This window comes from Mesobacillus boroniphilus, assembly GCF_018424685.1.
GTDB classification, from domain to species: domain Bacteria; phylum Bacillota; class Bacilli; order Bacillales; family Cytobacillaceae; genus Mesobacillus; species Mesobacillus boroniphilus_A.
Map to the genome: position 1 here is coordinate 1 of NZ_QTKX01000016.1, position 465 is coordinate 465.

Sequence of the window (465 nt, forward strand, 5' to 3'; positions counted from 1 at the left end):
AAACCAAATAGTCTGGTGGCGATGGCGAGAAGGTCACACCCGTTCCCATACCGAACACGGAAGTTAAGCTTCTCAGCGCCGATGGTAGTTGGGGGTTTCCCCCTGTGAGAGTAGGACGCCGCCGGGCGAAAAGACAGAGATTCATATCCCTGTCTTTTTTAATCCCTATATCATTCTTTTCCAGTTATTGCTGGTTGTTGGGTAACACCTCAGGTGTTATTATAGTAACTCAGCTCCACTAGATCGATTGTTTAAAAGACTTTCGAAAAGGTGTTGACGAGCTGGTTGAAAGATGATAAGATATAAAAGTTGTCATTTGAACGACAACAAAATATTGTTCTTTGAAAACTAAACAAACAAGCGTCAACAAACAATAAATTATCATGGCTTCTATTATAGAAGATCATGAGCCAACGTTTTAACTTTATGAGCTAACTCATAACTCTTTCTTGGAGAGTTTGATCC

At 40.4% G+C, this 465-nt stretch carries 1 rRNA gene; it reads left to right on the forward strand.

From position 1 onward, the window contains the following. Positions 1-11 precede the first annotated feature (11 nt). Positions 12-127: ribosomal RNA gene (rrf, locus tag DYI25_RS22265) — 5S ribosomal RNA — on the forward strand. Positions 128-465: the final 338 nt, after the last annotated feature.